We start from the raw sequence: 16,825 nt of genomic DNA, 5'->3' as shown, positions 1-16,825 counted from the left end.
AAATCAAATGGCAAATGCTTGGAGCAATCCCCCAAACAGCTCGTACATATGAACTGGAGGCCGCTCCAAGGCGACCTCCCCGTGCGCACACCGGGGGGCGGCTCGCGACCTCCGCACCGCCGCCCCCGTGTCCGGTGCCCGTCGGGCCGTGCCGCTCACCGGCGCCGTCACCCCGCGGTCACCGTCTCCTCCCACGCGATCCGGTGGAAGTGGAGCGGGCGGAGCATGTCCTCGGGGCCGGTGAACGCCGGGACGGGGGCGTCGCCCTTGCCGGCCTTGACCTTGTTGACCGCCGCGGCGTTGCGGCCGATCGCCTCCACCCGCGGGCGGCGCAGGGCCTCGTAGGCGGCGAACGCCGCGCCGTGCGTGGGCAGATCGCGCAGGCAACGGGCCAGTTCGACCGCGCTCTCGATGGCGAGCGAGGCACCCTGTCCGGAGCTGGAGGACGGGGCGTGCACCGAGTCGCCGACCAGCACCATCCGGCCGCGGTACCAGTGCGGCACGGACGGCATGCGCTCCATCCGGCCGACCACCATCAGCTCGTCGGGGCCGGTGCCCCGCAACAGCCGCTCGCCCGGGACATGACCGGCGTACAGGTCGCGCAGCCGGCTCAGCCACTCGGCGTCGGGTACGCGCGCCAGGTCGTCCGGGGTCGGCGGGGTGTCCGTGGGCAGTCCGGCGAACCAGATCATCCGCTCGTCCGGGCCCTGCCAGTAGCCCATGAAGGCACGGCCGAACGCGAAGTACATGGTGCCCGGTTCGGCCCCGGGCGCGCTGCCCGGTGCCGCATAGCCGCCGAAGCTCAGTACGCCGCCGTACTCGGGGCCGGGTGCCTGCGGGTCGATCACGGTGCGGACGGTGGAGCGGATGCCGTCGGCGCCGACGAGTATGTCGGCGGTCGCGGAGGTCCCGTCGGCGAAGTGGGCGGTGACACCCTCGGGCGTCTCCTCGGCGGCGACCAGCCGCTTGCCGTACGCGAACCGGACGCCCGCGGCGAGCGCACGGTCGGTCAGTGCCCGGTACAGCCGGTCGCGCGGCAGCGTCAGCGTGGCGGGCAGTTCGGGGAAGCCGCCGAAGCCGGCGAAGTGATTGCCGGCGCCATCGGCCATCACCATGCCGGGCACCGGCTGCCCGGCGGCCTTCACCGCCGCGTCGGCGCCGACCGTCGCCAGCGCCGCCTGGCCGTTCGGCGCCAGGCCCAGCCAGGCCCCCACGCCGTCCGCCGCGGTGGGGTACGCCTCGTGGACCGTCGCCGCGATGCCCGCCTTGCGCAGCGCGAGTGCCGTGACCGGGCCCGCCACGCCGCCCCCGATGACCAGTGCCGTGCGGATGCCGGAGCCGCGGCCGTGGTTGTCGCTCATAACCCCTCCCATGGGTCATGCGGATGCGCCCCCGTTGAGCGCGGGAATCTATAGTTGCAAAGCAACTAGTATCAGCGCAACTATTTTCCCCTTGACTACGATGCCGGTATGCCCGCCTCCGTGAAAAGCTCGCCGCTCGGCCTGACCGTGCTGGCGCTGCTGCACTACCGGCCGCTGCACCCGTACGGCATCCAGCGCCTGCTCAGGCAGTGGGGCAAGGAGCAGGTCGTCAACGTCGGCCAGCGGGCCGGGCTGTACCGCACGATCGAGCGGCTGGAGACCGGCGGGCTGATCGCGGTCCGGCAGACCGAACGCGACCAGCAGTACCCCGAGCGGACCGTCTACGAGGTCACCGAAGAGGGCCGGGCGGCCACCCGCGAGTGGCTGGAGCAGATGCTGGCGGCACCCAGGGCGGAGTTCCCCGCGTTCCCGGCGGCCCTGTCGAACATGCTCCTGCTCACCCCGGACGAGGCCGCGCCGATCCTGGAACGGCGGGCGGCACAACTCCACGCGCGGCGCGCTGATCTGGAGCGCCAGTCCGCCGAGGCCGCGACCGGACTGCCGCGCATCACGCTGATCGAGAACGAATACCTGATCGCCGTCCTCGACGCCGAGGAGCGCTGGCTGCAAGGGGTGATCGGCGATCTGCGGGACGGCAGCCTGACCTGGTCCCCGGAAATGCTCGCGGCATTCCAGGACGCGGCCGAATCGGGCGCGGCGGCGACCTGAGGGCCCGCCCGCCGGCACGGACGTCGGGCCGTCGCCGACGTCAGGACGTCAGGACGTCAGGACGTCAGGACGTCAGGATGCTGCCGCCGTCCCGGACATCACGCAGTGGCGGCCAGTCGCTCGCGCCACCACGCCACCGTCGCCCTGACCTGCTCGTCGACCGCAGTGGCCCGTACCGCGAAGGCGGCTTCGTACGCGCGCGAATCGGCCACGAACGGACGGTCGAACTGGTAGCGGATCTCCTTCAGTTCGCGGATCAGCGGGGAGAAGACCGCTGCGACGCCCAGCACGGCCGGCGACAGCCCGCGCACCGCGACCGGACCCGTTTCCGACCGGGCGGCGAGGCGTTCGACCATCTCCCGGACCGAGCGCGCGGGCTCCGTCGGGACGTGCCAGGCCCGCCCCCAGGCCCGTTCCTCGCCCGCGACCTCGACCAGGGCCCCGGCGACGTCGGGGAGATAGCTCCAGCTGTGCGGGGCGTCCGGATCGCCGAGCGTGGAGACCGGCTTGCCGCGCAGCAGCCGCGGCATGACCCGCGCGGCCAGGTGCCCGCCGTCGGTCACGCCGGGCCCGAAGAAGTCCGAGGCCCGCACCTCGACCGCCTTGATTCGGCCCTGTTCGTGCAGCGTCCGCGCCTGCTGCCAGACGGCGGCGCGTACCCGTCCCTTGGGGCCGGTCGCCGCGAGCGGCAGCTCCTCGGTCATCGGGCCGGCCACCGGGCCGTAGCCGTAGAGGTTGCCCAGCATGACCAGGACGGCCCCGGTCGCCTCCGCCGCCGCGCAGACCGACGAGGCCAGCGGCGGCCATTCCCTCGCCCAGCGGGGGTAGGGCGGTGCGGCACAGCCGTAGATCGCGGCCGCGCCCCGCGCCGCCTCGGTCAGTCGCGCGCTGTCCGTCGCGTCCAGCGCGAGGTGCTCGATGCCGGGCTCCGGGCCGCGGCCCGACTTGGTGATGACCCGTACCGAGTGCCCCCGCTCGGCCAGCAGCCGCGCGGTGGCCGCTCCGGCGGGCCCGGACCCTATGACGACATGAAGGCTCACGTTCGCACACTAGCGCGAGTGCGCCGCCGACTCGCCGTCGTCGGTCACGACCGCTCGGCCCCGCCCGCGTCTCACAGGTGCCGAGTACGCCGGACGGGCGCCCCGGCCCGTCCGGGCATACGGCCGGATAGCGGCGTCACGCCGAGTGCGGGCGCCGGGCAGCTCGTAGATTGTTGACTCCTCCCCCTCGTAAGCGAGGGGGATTCCTGGCTCACGTCGCCTGCGGCCCGGCGGGCGCGCAGGACTTACACGATCAACACCAGCCGGGTATGAGACCAGCCCGGACCAGCATCACGCGGGCGGACTTATCCCTGGGGGATACGGCTCCGCACACGGTGCAGGCATACGTTCTCTCTGAGAGGGGGAGTGCGTGCTTGGTTCTCGCTCCGCACTGCGCACAGTCCATGGTGGTGTGCGCGGGGTGGACCAGATGCACGGCACGGCCGTGCTTGCGGCCCATCTCGATCAGGGCGCGTTTCGTGGCGCCGATGGCGGCATCGGCCGCCTTGCGTGCCATGGTCGACTTCGCCAGGAACTTCGGGCGGAAGTCCTCCACAGCGAGGGCATCATGGTCACGGACCACCTTCTTGGCCCACGTGCGGGCAGTGTCCTGCCGCTGCCGTACCACCTTGGCGTGCAGCTTCGCGGTCTGCCGCTTCGCCTCCCGGTAGCCCTTCGATCCGGCCTGTCCCTTGGCCGGTCGACGCCGGGCCATCATGCGCTGGTAGCGGGCGAGTTTCTGCGCTGCGGTCTTCCCGTGCTGGGGGTGGGGAAGGTCGTGGGCGTCGCTCGTGGTGGTCGCGGTCTCCTTGACGCCCCAGTCGATACCGATCACAGCGCCGGTTTCCGGCAGGTGCTCGGTCTGGGACGGGACGACGAACGACGCCCACCAGTGGCCGACGGCATCCCGGTACACACGCACCGAGCTGGGCGGCTTGGGCAGGTCCCGAGACCACACCGGCCGCACGACGATCCCGCCGGCCAGATGCAGGCGGCCGTCCTTGAGCCGGAAGCCGCGCCGGGTGTACTCCAGGCTCGGCAGTGCCTCGCGCTTCTTCTTGCACTTCGGCATCCCAGCCCGCTGCCGCATCGGCAACCGAGCCTTGATGTCCTTCAGCGCCTTCGCTCGGGACTTGCCGAAGTCGCGGACTATCTGCTGCTGAGGAACGTTCGCTCCCTCCCGCATCCACGACGTGGACGCGCGGGCGCCGGTCAGCATCTTCGCGAGCTGCACAGGCCCGCACGTCAGCTTGTCCTCGGGATGCGCCCTGTTATGCGTGTGGACGGCCTTGGACTTGGCGACGCATTCGTTCCACACCCACCGGCACCGGTGCCACTCCGCTTCGAGCGCGGCCCTGGCGGAAGACGACAGGCGCAACCGATAGGTGTACCGGGCGTGCCCGGAACCCTCCCTCATCTGCGCCGCTGCCGTCATGGATCTGAACCTACCTGGGAGCACTGACAGTTGAGACCAGTTGATCTTGACGGACTTGCTCGCCGCCACCGTAGTAGACACCGGATCGCCCGGCGGCGATCCGGCTATCCCTGCCCGGCTCCGCAGGAGCTTCGTTTCTCCTCCGCAAGCGGGAGGTACCACCACCCCCACCCGAAGGTAGGGGTATCCACGGAGGAGACCCGATGAGGTGGGCTGGCGAGACCGGCAGGGAGCCTGTGACCACACCGGAGATCGATCACGCGGCGCTGTTCGCCGCCACGCCGAGTCCCTGTCTGGTGCTGGACCCGGACCTGGTGATCGTCGACGTCAACGAGGCGGCCCTGGAGGCGACCGGCCGCAGCAGCGGCGAACTGGTGGGGCAGTACATCTTCGACGCCTTCCCCGACAATCCCGAGGACCCCGACTCCGACGGCATGCAGAACCTCGACGCCTCGCTGCACCGCGTCCTGGCCTTCGGCGAGCGGGACACGCTGGCTCCGCAGAAGTACGACATCCCCGTCGCCCACCGGTCGGGGGTGTTCGAGGAGCGCTGGTGGTCCCCCATCAACACCCCCGTTCTCGGACCGGACGGGTCGGTGGCGTGGATCCTGCTGCGGGTGGAGGACGTGACCGCCTTCGTCCGCTATCGGCGCTCCCGCCACCGGCAGCCGCGCGGGGAGCTGAGCGAGCGCGAGGAGGCCATGGAGGCCGAGCTGTATGCCAGGGCGCGTGCGCTGCAGCAGCTGAACGAGGAACTGCGCAAGGCGCACGCCCGCGAACGCCAGGTCGCCATCACCCTTCAGGAGGCGATGCTGCACTCGCCCGACCTGGCCCGGCACGGGGATGTCGCCGTGCGCTACCTGCCGGCCATCGGCTCACTGAACGTGTGCGGTGACTGGTACGACGTGGTCGATCTGCCCAACGGCCGCTTCACCGTGGCGGCCGGCGACGTCGTCGGCCACGGCCTGGAAGCCGCCGCCGTCATGGGCATGCTCCGCAGCGCCCTGAGCGCCGCCGCCCGGGCGGTCGAGGGATCCGCGAAGGCGTTGGAAGTGCTGGACCTGTATGCGCGCTCGGTCGAGGGGGCGCTGGCCACCACCGTCGTCAAGGCAGTGATCGACACCGTCGGCCGCCGCATCGACTACAGCAGCGCCGGCCATCTGCCGCCCGTACTGCTGCACGCCGACGGCACCTGCCAGTGGCTGGACCAGGCCACCGATCCCCCGCTCGGCGCCCGCGTCCAGCAGGCCCCGCGCCCTCAGGCCGGCCTGCCCTACGACCGCGGCGACACCCTCGTGCTCTACACCGACGGGCTCATCGAACGCCGCGACGAGGACATCGACGCCGGCCTGGCCCGGCTGGGCGACGCCCTCTCCAAGGACAGCCGGCTCAGCCCGGAGCGCCTGGCCGATGCCCTGCTGGCCCGCCTCGGCGTCACCGGCGGAGCGGGCGACGACATCGCCCTCATGGTCGTCCGGCTGTGACGCCCGCCCGTCGTCGGGGCCGTCAGCGGTCAACGGCCGTCAGTGCAGGATCTTGGCCTTGGCCTTCTGGAACTCTTCCTCCGAGATGGCGCCCTTGGTCTTGAGGTCGGCGAGCTTCGCCAGCTCATCCGCATGGCTCGCGCCACCGCCGCCTGCCGCTTTGCGGATGTACGCGTCGACCGCCTCTTGCTGATGCACGGCCTGCTCCGCCTCGCGCTTGCCCATGTCCTTGCCCCGCGCGACGACGTAGACCAGGACGCCGAGGAAGGGGAGGAAGATCACGAAGATCAGCCAGCCGGCCTTCGCCCAGCCGTTCAGCGCGTGGTCGCGGAAGATGTCGACGATGACGCGGAAGAGGACCATCAGCCACAGGACCCAGAGGAAGATCCACATGACCGTCCAGAAGGCGCCGAGCACCGGATAGTCGTACGCCAAGTACACGTTGCCCATGGCTTTCCTCCTGCTACTCGTAGTCGCCCCTCCAGGCTCCGCCCGCCGGGGGGCGCGGGCATCACCCTCCGCGGGTGAAGCGGGCAGGGACTCCCGGCGAGCCGCTGGGCGCCGTCCTCGCCTCAGGGGGCCGGTGCGCCGGTGAGCCGTTCCCCGGGCAGGTTGCGGGTGAAGGCAAGGCTCGCGAGCGTGATGGCGGCGGCCGCGAGGATGGCGGCCTTGAGGCTGTTCAGCTGGGCTTCGGCATAGGCGTCCACGACCGCGTCGGCCTCGTCCGGCGGCAGCGCGGCGCGCTCGGCCGCGGCACGGATCTCGTCGGTGCCGACGAAGCTGACCCCGGCCTCCATGGAGATGCCGGCCTGCTTGCGCACCTGGTCCGAGATCTTGGGGTTGTCGGCGATCTGATGGGTGAAGGCGGCGACCAGGGCGCCGATCAGGATGGAGCCGATGAGGGCGGTGCCGAGGGAGGAGCCCAGGTTCTGGGCGGTGTACTGGAGGCCGCCCACCTCGCTGCGTTCGGACTCCCCGACGCTGGACTGCGCGATATTGCCCAGCTGGGAGGCGAGCAGTCCCATCCCGAGTCCCAGTACGCCCATCGCCAGCGCGAAGGACAGGTCGTCGATGCGGGGCCTGATGGTGGCGAGCAGCCACACGATGGCGACGAACAGCACCAGCAGGCCGGTCCGTACGACCGTGCGGGGAGCGGCGAAGCGGCCGAGGAAGGGACCGCTCATGGCGGACACCAGCATGGTGAGGGACACCGGGAGCAGCCGCAGACCGGTCTGGAAGGCGTTGAAGCCCTGCACCACCTGGAGATAGAGCGGGATGGTGAAGAACAGGCCGAGGAGGATGAGGTTCTGGCTGAGCAGCATGGTCAGGCCGGAGCGCAGCGGCCGGTTGGCGAACAGCGAGAACCGCACCAGCGGGTCCCGGCCCCTGGCCTCCTGCCGCCGTTCCCAGGCGCGGAACAGCCAGAGGACGACGGCGCCCCCCGCGATGAAGAAGAGGGTGAGGGAGAAGCCGAACGGGGTGACCGGGGAGTTGCGGGGCTTCAGCCATCCCCAGGAGCTGCTCTGCAGGACGCCCAGCACCACGATGGCCAGGCCGAGGGCGGAGAGCACGGCGCCGCCGGTGTCGAGCCGGGGCCGCGGCCCCGGCGGCGGGTGGTCCTCGACCCACCCCATGAGGCAGAGCATGGCGACCACCAGGACGACCTCGCCGGCGAAGACCAGCCGCCACGTCAGGTACGTCGTCAGCCAGCCGCCGAGCAGCGGGCCCACCGCGATGCCCGCCCCCGCCAGCCCGCCGATGACCCCGTAGGCCATGGCCCGGTCCCGGCCGGTGTAGGCGCCGGCCACGAGCGCGGCCAGGGCCGGCAGGACCAGCGCCGCGCCGAGTCCCTCGATCACCGACCAGCCGAGCGCGAGCGCCCACAGGGCGGGGGCCACGGCGGTGAGCGCGGACCCCGCGCCGTACACGACCAGCCCGATGGCGAACATGCGGCGGCGGCCGAACATGTCGCCGAGCTTCCCGCCGGTGATCATGAATGCGGCCATGATGAGGGTGTAGAGGGTGATGACGCCCTGGATCGCGGTGACATCGGTGCCGAAGTCCTCGACCAGCTGGCTGATCGATACGTTCATGACGGAGGTGTCCAGCACCATCAGAAACTGGGCCGTGCCGAGGATGGCCAGAGGCCGCCAGCGCCCCACCGCGTGCACCTCCACAGGTCGCGACACAGGTTCCGACGTACCGCACGGTGCCTGATCGGCCGTCGCGGCGGTTCAGCACAGGCGGGGAAAAGGCGGATTCATCCGGTTACCCGGTGATGCCTCACCCGACCGGCGGTGCGCGGCCGGAGACGGCCGGAGACAGAGTCCAGGCGGCGGTCAGTGGAGCGAGGCCTTGAGGGCCACGATGACCAGGCCGAGGAGAAGATTGACCGCGCCGGCGACCAGCACCAGATGACGCGGGGCCCCGGCCCGGACCACCGCCACACTGGCCCACCCCACCTGCTCGGCCGCGGCCACGGAGAGCCCCAGCCACGCCGCGCCGTCCGGGTCGATCCCCAGCAGCGGACTCACCGCCACCGCCACGGCCGGCGGGACGGCCGCCTGGACGATCGGCCACTCGTCCGCACAGACCCGCCGGATCCCCTGCCGGCTCAGCGACTGATGCACCAGCCGGTCCCCGACGAGCCGGGCGTAGACGTGCGCGGCCCAGAACACCACACCGGTGCCGATCAGGAGCAGCACCAGCTTGAACCGCGGGAAGGAGCCGAGGGTGCCCGCCCCGGCCACCACGGAGGCGGCCAGCAGCGATCCGTAGACGGCGCCGGCGTAGTCGGTCCTCCGGGCCGCGATCGGCTCGCGCCCCGGGGACCCGTCGCGCTCGGGGCCGTGATCTGCCACCGCTCCAGGATCCCCGGAATCGGCGCGGCGCGCAGGGCGGCCGTCGCGGCCCGGTGAACCGGGCGGTCAGCCGCCGTGCCCGGTGCGCCGGGGAGCGGAGCCCGGCGGCGCGGGTGCCGATCGCGCGGCCGCGAGGATGCCCAGCACGACGAGGACGAGCACCACGATCCCGAGGACCAGGGCCACGGCGCCCGGCGTCGGGAAGTTCCACAGGACCAGCGCCAGCGCCCCCGCGCCGATGACGATGCCGGTCGTCCAGCCGCGGTGGCGGTGGAGCCAGCCGCCCGCGCCGCCCGTGCGCAGACCCGCTCGGGCGAGGCCCCGCCCGGCGGCGTCGGTGCCGCGGACGGCGACGGAGCGTATCCGGCGCGCGCCGCGCCCAGGACCGTAGAGATAGCCGGCGACCAGGACGATCACCGCGATGACGAGCACCGTGCGGGTGCTCTGCTGAAGGAACCGCACCAGGTCGTCGTAGACCGCGGCGGCCGCGTCCGGCGACTGGACCTTGGGCCCCACCGAGTCGAGATATTTCCCACGGGCGAAGGCGAGCGCGACGAGGAAGAGGGCCATCATCACGCCGACGCCGCCCCCGGCGCTCATCATGGCCACCCGGTGCGAGGGCCCCGACCACACGGCCAGCGCCGCCAGCACGACGACCAGCACGGGCAGCCAGACGCCGACGATGTTGAGCAGGCGCATGAGGTTCTGGGCCTTGTTCAGCTTGTCGGTCTTCACCAGCACGATGGTCTTGTCGATGTCGGGGATCTTGTCGGCGTTCTTGAACCCCTCGTCGACCAGCTTCGTCTGCACCTGCTTGATCACGGTGCCGATGTCGAGGCTGATGGTGTTCCCCTTGGCCTCCACCGCGCTGCCGCCCTTGCCGGTGAGGACGTTGACCATGGCGGCGTGCGCCCTGCGGTTGGCGATGTTCCAGACGTCCGCGAACTGGTCGCTGGTCACCACCTTGTTCACCACCGCGCGGACCGCGCTGGTGGCGCCGGACTTCAACGCGCCGGCGAGCAGACCGCTCCGGTCGACCACGACCGGTGGGGCACCGGTCTTGCGCAGGGCGCGTTCGAGCGCGGCGGTGAGCTTCGCGGTGTCGATATAGCTGACGACCTTGTTCGTCACACGGTTGGTCACCGCGCTCTGGACCGCCGGGTCCTTGGCGAGGGGCGCGACGGTCTGGACGTACCGGCCGGTATCGGAGATCTGGGAGTCCACCCAGGTGGCGACGACGCCCAGCGGGGCGAGGACGAAGGTCAGGACCAGCAGCACGGAGGTGACGGCGTAGCGCAGCCGGCGGTGCCGCATACCGGCGGCGCGGCGCAGGCGCTCGTAGTCCGCCCGCTCGGCGGCGCTCAGGGGCCCCTGGTGGCCTCCAGGGGCGGGGGCGGCCGTCATGGCTCCGGCAGCCGGCGCATCTCCAGGACGCGCAGGCCCAGGTCCTGGAAGCGGATGAGCAGCCCGTAGAGATGGGCCTCGTCGGTGACCCGGCCGAAGAGCACCGTGTGCTCCGGAACGAGCGCCTTCTCCAGCTCGGGGAACGCCTCGGCCACGACCGTCGACAGGTGGCCGGTCACGCGGAACTCGTATCGCATGAAGGCGCCTCCCCGGTGTCGGTGCGGTCGTGCCTGCATCGGTGCGGTCGTTGCCTTCGATGCTGAACGGCCGCCCGGCCCTGCCGCATCACCCGGACGAGGTGACACCCCGGCCCCGCGCGCGGTCGGAGCAGATGCGGTCAGAGCAGATGCAGCTCCCGCGCGCGCCGCACGGCATCCCCGCGGCGCGAGACCGTGAGCTTGCGGTAGATGCTCCGCAGATGCGTCTTGACCGTATTGACCGACAGATACATCGCCTCGGCGATCTCTTCGGTCGACAACAGCTCCGCGCCGTGCCGGAGCACTTCGCGCTCACGGTCGGTCAGCCGTTCCACCGTGACGGGCGCCGGTGGCCGGCCGTCCGCGCGGGACGTGCCGTTGGCGCCCTCCGGACGGGCCGCGAGCCAGGCCTGCCCGGCGGCCAGGTCGGGCCGCTTCAGCAAGTGCGCCACCCAGGGGCCCGCCTCGGTGAAGGGCCCGCGCATCCGCTCGGGGCGGGCGAGGGCCAGCGCGTCGCGGAGCAGGCCGCATGCCGTCTCGTGGTCCTGGGACAGGGTCGCGGCGCGGGCCCGGAGCAGGCGGAGGCGGACCCGTTCCGCGACTCCCGCGTCCGGCCGGCCGTCCAGGGGCGCGAGGAGGCCGAGGGCCCGGTCGGGGTCCCCGGCGGCGAGATGGGCCTGGGCGAGGGCGAGGGTGCGGTCCGGTCCGTCAGGGCCCCGCTCGTCCAGGACCGCGATCGCCGACGCGGGGTCGCCCCGGGCCAGCTGGGCCGCCGCCCGAGCGAGGGCGAGGCGCTGCGCCGGCCACAGCGGGAGCGGGCCGGCCTGGGCGTGGCCCGCGTCGACGGCCGCGAGCGCGGCGTGCCGGCGGCCGTGCGCGAGGTCCAGTCGGGAGCGGGTGACGGCGATCTCGGCGTCGGCGACCGGGTCGTATCCCGCGTCCGGGGACGCGGCCGCGAGGTGGAGACGGCGGCGGGCTTCGCTCAGTTCGCCCCGTTCGAGCGCGACAGCGGCCAGGGCGAGGTGGCCGATGCCGGACCGGCGGGCCGGCGGAACGGAGCGGTGCCGGGCGATGTCAAGGGCGAGCCGGGCATGTTCCTCGGCCCGGCGCAGCGCCCCGCGCCGGGCCTCCATCAGCGCCAGCCGGCCGAGGCAGTGGTGCCGGACGGCCTGGGCCACCTCGCCGGTGCAGCCCTCCGCCGCGTACGCGAAAGCCCCCGGGGCCTCGTCGGACCGCCCGTCCAGTTGCAGGGCGCACGCCAGCCCGTACCGCCGCAGCGCCTCGATCTCCGGGTGCGCCTCCACCAGTGGCCGCGGCGCCTGTCCGGCGAGCTCGCGGATCCGCCGCGCCGCCGTCAGGGCCGTGCGGCCGGCGCCGTCGCCGCCCTGCGCGCCGGGTCCGGCGAGAAGCCGGAGCAGGGCCAGGGCGAGCCGCGCCTGCGGTACGGGCCGCGCTCCCGGCTCGCGCAGTGCTTCCGCGGCCCGGTCCAGCAGCGTCCGGGCGCCCGCGGTGTCGTACCGGGCGAGGGCGCAGGCGGCCGCGACCAGCGCGGGCGCCGCTCCGGCAGGATCGCCGGGCAGGCGGGCGAAGAGCCGCTCCAGCCGGTGTGCCTCGGGGCCGGTGAGCAGTCGTCCGATCTCCAGGCGGTTCACCATGCGCGCGCAGGCCCACTCCCAGTCCCCGGCCGCGGCGGCCTGTTCCACCGCCTCGGCGAGCCGTCCCGCGTCGGCGAGCCAGACCGCGGCCCGGCGGCGCAACCGGGGTTCGAGGCCGGGCCGGTGATGGCGCAGGTGCATGCGCAGCACCTCGGAGAACAGCGGCTGGTAGCGGCACCACGGTGTGGCATCGACCGGCTCGACGAAGACATGGGCGCGGGTGAGCTGGGCCAGGATCCACTCGGCGTCCTCGCGTCCCGTCAGGGCGTTGGCCAGGTCCGGGTGAACCCGGTCGAGAATGCTGCCGCGCAGCAGCAGGTCCTGGGTGGCGGGCGGCTGGGCGGCGAACACCTCGGTGAGCAGGTAGTCGGCGAGGGCGCTCCGGGACGCGGCGAACGACCGGGCGAAGCCCGCCGGGTCGTCGGCCCGCCGCATCTCCAGCGCACACAGCCGCAGCCCCGCCGCCCAGCCCTCCGTGCGCGCCAGGAGGGCGTCGACGCTCTCCTCGTACCGTCCCAGGCCGTGTCCGCGCAGCAGCCTCGCGGCCTCCGGCCGGGTGAACGCGAGGTCGGCGCCGCGGATTTCCCGTATCCGGCCGTCGGCGCGGTAGCGGTGCAGCGGAAGCAGCGGGTCGACGCGGCTGATCAGCACCAGGCGCAGCCGCGGTCCCGCATGGGTCAGGACGAAATCCAGGCCCTCGGCCACCTCCCGTCCGGGCACGCGGTCGAGGCCGTCGAGTACGAGGACGACCGGCCGGCGCAGCTGTGCCAGCGCGGCGGCGAGCCTCGCGAGCAGGGCGTGGTCGACGGAGTCGGCGGAGCCGGGCCGGCCCACCTCGTCCGGCAGCCCGGCCCCGTGATGGCTCAATGCCTCCAGGACATAGGCCCAGAACACCCCGGGCGCCGCGTCGTCCCGCTCGGCCGTCAGCCACACCACCGGGCCCGGTGCGCTCTCCTCGCGTGCCCACGAGGCGGCCAGCGTCGTCTTCCCGGCGCCCGCCGGGCCCGTGATCAGGGTCAGCGGTCCCGCGGTGCCTTCGGTGAGCCGGTCCAGCAGCCGCTGCCGGCGGACGGATTCCCGCGGCACGGACGGGAGGCAGAACTTGGCGGCCAGGATGGGGTCGCCGGCCGGGTCCGGATGCGGGGCGCCGCGCCCGGAAGCCGGGGCGGTCGCCGGCGTCCGGGAGGTACGGGACTCCGCATCGCCGTCCGCCGCTGCTGCGGCTGTGCTGCGGGGCATGGGCACCACCGTCCGGGTGCGGCTCCTGGCACTCCTGGCGTCGCCTGCCGCCCGCCGCCGCACTCTGCCGGGCGCTGCGGTCATCTCCGTCGAACCGCTTCCCGCCCCATGAAGATCCCGTTCCCCTCCATCTTCGGGGCCCCCGGAGCATGATCGCCATCCGGGGCGCGGAGCCTCCCGGGGCGCGCAGCCTCCCGGGGGCCGGGCCGCGCGCCGACGACGTTCACCCGCCCCGGGTGATGCCCCACCCGGCCGCCGGCCGTGAAATGGCAGGCGGCACGCCGGAGCGGGGGCCGGAACGGGGGCACGCACGGCAGCGCTCCCCAGGCCATGTCCGGACCGGCCGGACCACCCCCGGCCGCAGGACCGCCAGGAGTCTCCATGGGTACGGACGCCGGCTCACGCGAGGGCAGGACGCGGCGCTGGTCCGCGCTGCTGGCCCTGACGGCCGCGGCCGCGGCGGCCCTGGTGCTGCTCGTGTTCGCCGGGCTCCGGAGTGTCGTACTCCTGGGGGCGGGGCTGGCCGGACTCGCCGTCGCCGCCGCGGGTGTCTGGTGGATGCTGACGCGGCGCGGGCTCGTCAGGGTGCTCGCGGGCACCCTGGCCGCCCTGGCTCCGGCCGTCGTGCTCGCGCTGTACGCCTGGGCCGGGCTGCTGTGGGTGGTACTCGTCTCGCTCGCCCTGTGGGCGCTGGCGGTCTCCGTCGGCGGGGCCGCGCTCAGCGGGGACACCGGGCCCGGCCGCACGTCGGAAGCCCGCGCCGCTCCGCCCGAGCGCCCGTTCCTGATCATGAATCCCCGCTCCGGCGGCGGAAAGGTGGGCGCCTTCCACCTGAAGGAAAGGGCGGAGGAGCTCGGCGCCGACGTGCATCTGCTGGATACCGCTCACCACGAGGACGTGGTGGCGCTGGCGCGCGGCGCCGTGCACGAGGGGGCCGACCTCCTGGGTGTCGCGGGCGGGGACGGCACCCAGGCCATGGTCGCCGGCGTGGCCGCGGAACACGGCGTCCCGTTCATGGTGATCTCCGCCGGCACCCGCAACCACTTCGCACTCGACCTCGGCCTGGACCGGGACGATCCGGCGAGCTGCCTCGACGCCCTCACCGACGGCGTCGAACTCCGCGTCGACCTCGGCTTCATCGACGGGCGGGCCTTCGTCAACAACGCCTCCTTCGGGACGTACGCGGCGGTCGTGCAGAGCCCCGCCTACCGCGACGACAAGGTGCGCACCATCCTGGAGATGCTTCCGGACCTGCTGACGCACCAGCGCGGCCCGCGGCTGGCCGTCCGCGCGGCGGGCACGGCCCTCGACGGACCCCAGGCGGTCCTCGTCAGCAACAACCCCTACCGCATGGGCGATCCGGCCGGACTGGGACGACGGGAAGACCTGGATTCGGGTGTCCTCGGCGTCCTGGGCATCACCGTCGACAACGCGGCGCAGGCGGCCGGAATCCTGCGGGGCAGGCACGGGCCGGGCCTCACCGCGCTGACCGCCCGGGAGGTCGTCGTCGACGCCGACGAGCCCGAGATCCAGGCCGGCGTCGACGGCGAGGCGCTCACCCTGCCGACCCCCGTCCGCTGCACGATCCGGCCCGGGGCGCTGCGCGTCCGCGTGCCGCGCCGCCGCCCCGGTGTGCCGCGGGCGAAGCCCCGGGTGGACTGGCGGCGGCTGCGCCGGCTCGCGCTGGCGAGGTAGCGCGCGGGGAAGGCCCCTCCCGGGTGAACGGGAGGAACCGCGAGGGAAGTTGCCCCGCCCCCCCGGAGTGCCCGCACCCTCGGCCCGGAACTCCGCGCCGAAGCCCGGGGAAACGTCTGCCATGGCCATGCAATCCGCACGCGCTATGGTGCACCCGCAATCTGTTCAGGCGTGCTCAGGCGTGCGGGAAAAAGTAGGTCTCACGGTGTCCGATCTGGGACGGCTCATAGCCAACCGTTACCGGCTGGTGGAGCGTGTGGGCCGCGGCGGCATGGGCACCGTATGGCGGGCCGAGGACGAACTGCTCGGCAGGCACGTCGCCCTGAAGAAGCTGCACGTGCCCCCGCATCTGCACGACGACGAGATCCAGCGGCTCTACGAGCGGACCCGCCGCGAGGCCCGCAGCGCCGCCCGCATCACCCACCCCAACGTGATCGTGGTGCACGACGTCGTCGACGACGAGGGCCTGCCCTGCATCGTCATGGAGTACGTCCCCTCCGTCACCCTGGGCGATGTCCTCAAGCGGCAGGGCACCTTGCCGCCGGAAGAGGTCGCCCGGATCGGGCGCATCATGGCCGCCGCGCTGCGCGCCGCGCACGACTCCGGAGTGCTGCACCGGGACGTCAAGCCCGCCAACGTCCTCCTCGGCAACGACGGACGCATCGTCCTCACCGACTTCGGAATCGCCGTGGAGTCCGGGACGCCGTCGCTGACCAAGACCGGCGAGCTGGTCGGGTCGATCCAGTACCTCGCCCCGGAACGCCTCCGCAGCGGCATCGCCGAGCCCGGCCCCGCCTGCGACCTGTGGTCCCTCGGCGTGACGCTGTACCAGGCGGTCGAGGGGCGCCATCCGTTCGGCCGGGACACCGCGATCGAGACGGCGTACGCCATCGCCGCCGCCCCCTACGATCCCCCGCGCAACGCCGGGGAGCTGACCCCGGTGATCGAGGGTCTGCTGGTGAAGGAACCCGACCGGCGCATGGACGCGCGCGAGGCCGAACGCCTCCTGGGCCGTGCGGCCGCAACGGGGGCCGCCGGCGATGCGCCCACCCGGCCGGAGCGCGCGAGCCGGGCCGCGACTCCCGCGCGCGCAGGCGGGCGCGGGAGTCGCGCGGCCCTGTGGAGCGTCGCGGCGGTGGTGGCCGCCGCCACCGTGACGTGCGGCGTACTGCTGTGGCCCGGAAGCGGCGAGGCTTCGGTGAAGGGCCACCCGTCCCCGGCCGCCGCCAGTCGCCCTCCGGCCGCCAGCCCTTCCCCGCCGCCACCGCTGCCCGCCGGCTACCACCTCGTCAAGGCGGGCCAGGGCTTCTCCGTCCCCGTACGGGACGGCTGGACCCCCAAGGACATGCCCGGCGGTGAAGTGGCGTACATCGACCCGTCCCAGCGGGTGGCCCTGCGGGTCGACGTCGTCGAGTTCGCCGGGTCCGATCCGCTCCGGCACTGGCGGGAGACCGAAGAGGCCCAGACGCGCCGCGACAACGCGGGCTACGAGCGGGTCAGGATGGCCGCCTCGACGTTCCGGGGACGGCCCGCGGCGTACTGGGAGTTCACCTTCCAGGGCCGGCTGCGGGAGTACCGGGCGGTGGAGCTGGCCTTCAGCGGCACCGACGGCACGCAGTACGTGGTCTACCTCTCCGCGCCGAACGCGCAGTGGAACCAGTACCGGCCGGTCTTCGACGCCACCGTCAAGGGCATCCACCTCCGCGAACAGGATCGGTGAGGACC

At 73.1% G+C, this 16,825-nt stretch carries 13 protein-coding genes; 4 read left to right on the top strand and 9 right to left on the bottom strand.

Going from position 1 to position 16,825, the window contains the following annotated elements:
• Positions 1-167: 167 nt before the first annotated feature.
• A complete protein-coding gene (locus tag ACIRPT_RS22725; RefSeq protein WP_403829807.1) occupies positions 168-1,361 on the bottom strand; it encodes an FAD-dependent monooxygenase in 1,194 nt (397 codons plus the stop codon).
• Positions 1,362-1,469: 108 nt separating this feature from the next.
• On the opposite strand from ACIRPT_RS22725, the gene ACIRPT_RS22720 reads away from it, so the two are divergent.
• A complete protein-coding gene (locus ACIRPT_RS22720) occupies positions 1,470-2,090 on the top strand; it encodes a PadR family transcriptional regulator (protein ID WP_403829805.1) in 621 nt (206 codons plus the stop codon).
• A 98-nt stretch (positions 2,091-2,188) separates the two neighbouring features.
• Here ACIRPT_RS22720 and ACIRPT_RS22715 read toward each other — a convergent pair whose 3' ends face one another.
• A complete protein-coding gene (locus ACIRPT_RS22715; RefSeq protein WP_403829802.1) occupies positions 2,189-3,130 on the bottom strand; it encodes an NAD-dependent epimerase/dehydratase family protein in 942 nt (313 codons plus the stop codon).
• Between the two features lie 253 nt (positions 3,131-3,383).
• The gene (locus ACIRPT_RS22710; protein WP_403829800.1) at positions 3,384-4,565 is read right to left on the bottom strand and encodes an RNA-guided endonuclease InsQ/TnpB family protein; all 1,182 of its coding nucleotides are present in this window, start codon (positions 4,563-4,565) and stop codon (positions 3,384-3,386) included.
• Positions 4,566-4,768: 203 nt separating this feature from the next.
• Between ACIRPT_RS22710 and ACIRPT_RS22705 the strand changes: the two genes are divergently transcribed.
• Positions 4,769-6,049 carry a PP2C family protein-serine/threonine phosphatase gene (locus tag ACIRPT_RS22705; protein WP_403829797.1) on the top strand — a complete coding sequence of 427 codons (1,281 nt, stop codon included), beginning with the start codon at positions 4,769-4,771 and terminating at the stop codon, positions 6,047-6,049.
• A 39-nt stretch (positions 6,050-6,088) separates the two neighbouring features.
• Here ACIRPT_RS22705 and ACIRPT_RS22700 read toward each other — a convergent pair whose 3' ends face one another.
• From ACIRPT_RS22700 to ACIRPT_RS22675, 6 genes are all read right to left on the bottom strand, one after another.
• Complete coding sequence (locus ACIRPT_RS22700) at positions 6,089-6,499, bottom strand: SHOCT domain-containing protein (protein WP_403829795.1); 411 nt, start codon at positions 6,497-6,499, stop codon at positions 6,089-6,091.
• A gap of 122 nt (positions 6,500-6,621) precedes the next feature.
• On the bottom strand, positions 6,622-8,211 hold the full coding sequence (locus ACIRPT_RS22695; protein WP_403830019.1) for an MFS transporter: 1,590 nt from the start codon (positions 8,209-8,211) through the stop codon (positions 6,622-6,624).
• Between the two features lie 177 nt (positions 8,212-8,388).
• Positions 8,389-8,910: a hypothetical protein gene (locus tag ACIRPT_RS22690; RefSeq protein WP_403829792.1), complete on the bottom strand. Its 522-nt coding sequence runs from the start codon at positions 8,908-8,910 to the stop codon at positions 8,389-8,391.
• A 66-nt stretch (positions 8,911-8,976) separates the two neighbouring features.
• Entirely contained in the window at positions 8,977-10,314 is a 1,338-nt protein-coding gene (locus ACIRPT_RS22685; protein ID WP_403829789.1) for a hypothetical protein, read from the bottom strand.
• Positions 10,311-10,511, bottom strand: a complete 201-nt coding sequence (locus tag ACIRPT_RS22680; protein ID WP_403500252.1) for a hypothetical protein — start codon at positions 10,509-10,511, stop codon at positions 10,311-10,313. The genes ACIRPT_RS22685 and ACIRPT_RS22680 overlap by 4 nt, the downstream gene beginning before the upstream one ends.
• Before the next feature lie 140 nt (positions 10,512-10,651).
• Entirely contained in the window at positions 10,652-13,405 is a 2,754-nt protein-coding gene (locus ACIRPT_RS22675; RefSeq protein ID WP_403829786.1) for a LuxR C-terminal-related transcriptional regulator, read from the bottom strand.
• Between the two features lie 381 nt (positions 13,406-13,786).
• On the opposite strand from ACIRPT_RS22675, the gene ACIRPT_RS22670 reads away from it, so the two are divergent.
• The gene (locus ACIRPT_RS22670) at positions 13,787-15,100 is read left to right on the top strand and encodes a diacylglycerol/lipid kinase family protein (protein WP_403829783.1); all 1,314 of its coding nucleotides are present in this window, start codon (positions 13,787-13,789) and stop codon (positions 15,098-15,100) included.
• A 205-nt stretch (positions 15,101-15,305) separates the two neighbouring features.
• Positions 15,306-16,820, top strand: a complete 1,515-nt coding sequence (locus ACIRPT_RS22665) for a serine/threonine-protein kinase (protein WP_403829780.1) — start codon at positions 15,306-15,308, stop codon at positions 16,818-16,820.
• The last annotated feature ends 5 nt before the right edge of the window (positions 16,821-16,825 follow it).

It is taken from the genome of Streptomyces sp. NPDC101227, from assembly GCF_044767545.1.
Classification (GTDB): domain Bacteria; phylum Actinomycetota; class Actinomycetes; order Streptomycetales; family Streptomycetaceae; genus Streptomyces.
Note: the sequence above shows the minus strand (reverse complement) of the source record. Positions and strands in the feature narration are given on the sequence as shown.